This is a genomic window from Streptomyces sp. NPDC052107 (genome assembly GCF_040680215.1).
Classification (GTDB): Bacteria; Actinomycetota; Actinomycetes; order Streptomycetales; family Streptomycetaceae; genus Streptomyces.
The window spans coordinates 1-1097 of record NZ_JBFAWG010000317.1 but is presented as its reverse complement, the minus strand read 5'-3'; the positions used below and the strand labels follow the sequence as shown (position 1 = coordinate 1097).

The following is a 1097-nucleotide window of genomic DNA, read 5'->3' as shown; positions in this document are numbered from 1 at the left end:
TGGGGGACGAGCTGCTCCTGGAGGTGACCTCCGGCCGTATCCCGTGCCGGACGTTCGCGGACCACATCGCGGAGGAGAAGTGGATCCGGCGGTTCACCGAGGAGGCCGTCACCGGCGCCTATCTCCGGGTGATCGAGCCGGGCACGATCCGGGCCGGGGACCCCGTCGAGATCGTCCACCGCCCGGACCACCGGGTCACCGCCTCGCTCCAGTTCCGGGCCGTCACGACGGAGCGCACCCTGCTGCCCTCCCTGCTGGCCGCCGCGTCGGCCCTGCACCCGGAGGCGCTGCGCAAGGCCCGGGAGTACGTGGCGGCGGCCGGTGGCCGGGAGGCGGGCGCGGGGCACTAACGTGCCGCGTATGACGACTGCACTGATCACGGGCGCGACGGCGGGTATCGGGGCTGCGTTCGCGCGACGGCTCGCGGCCCAGGGGCACAACCTGGTGCTGGTGGCACGGGACACCGCACGCCTGCGCGAGCAGGCCACCGAACTGCACGACCGGCACGGCATCGAGGCCGAGGTGCTCAGCGCCGACCTGGCCACGGACGGCGGGATCGAGGCGGTCGAGAAGCGGCTCGCGGACCGGACGCACCCGGTCGATCTGCTGGTGAACAACGCCGGGTTCGGCAACAAGGGGCGCTATCTGGAAGTGTCCATGGCCGATGAGCTGACGATGCTGAAGGTGCACTGCGAGGCGGTGCTGCGGCTGACCTCGGCCGCCACTTCGGGCATGAAGGAGCGCGGCCGGGGCGCGGTGGTCAACGTGGCGTCCGTGGCGGCGTTCGTGCCGCGCGGGACGTACGGGGCGTCGAAGGCGTGGGTCGTGCAGTTCACCCAGGGCGCGGCGAAGGACCTGGCCGGTTCGGGGGTGCGGCTGATGGCGCTCTGCCCGGGCTTCGTCCGTACGGAGTTCCACGAGCGGGCCGGGATGGGCACGGACAACATCCCGGGGTGGATGTGGCTGGACGCGGACAAGCTGGTGGCCTCGGCCCTGGCGGATCTGGCCCGGGGGAAGTCGGTGTCGATCCCGGACCCGCGCTACAAGGCGCTGATGGGGCTGGTGAAGGTGACCCCGCGCGGTCTGCTGGGCGGGGA

The 1097-nt window shown here is 72.5% G+C and carries 2 protein-coding genes; both read left to right on the top strand.

The features are described from left to right. Positions 1-350 (top strand): MOSC domain-containing protein (locus AB0M27_RS48125; RefSeq protein WP_365732502.1); only part of this gene is annotated, 350 nt, incomplete at its 5' end. A gap of 10 nt (positions 351-360) precedes the next feature. Next, the coding region (locus tag AB0M27_RS48120; protein ID WP_365732501.1) for an SDR family NAD(P)-dependent oxidoreductase at positions 361-1097 on the top strand (737 nt) is incomplete at its 3' end.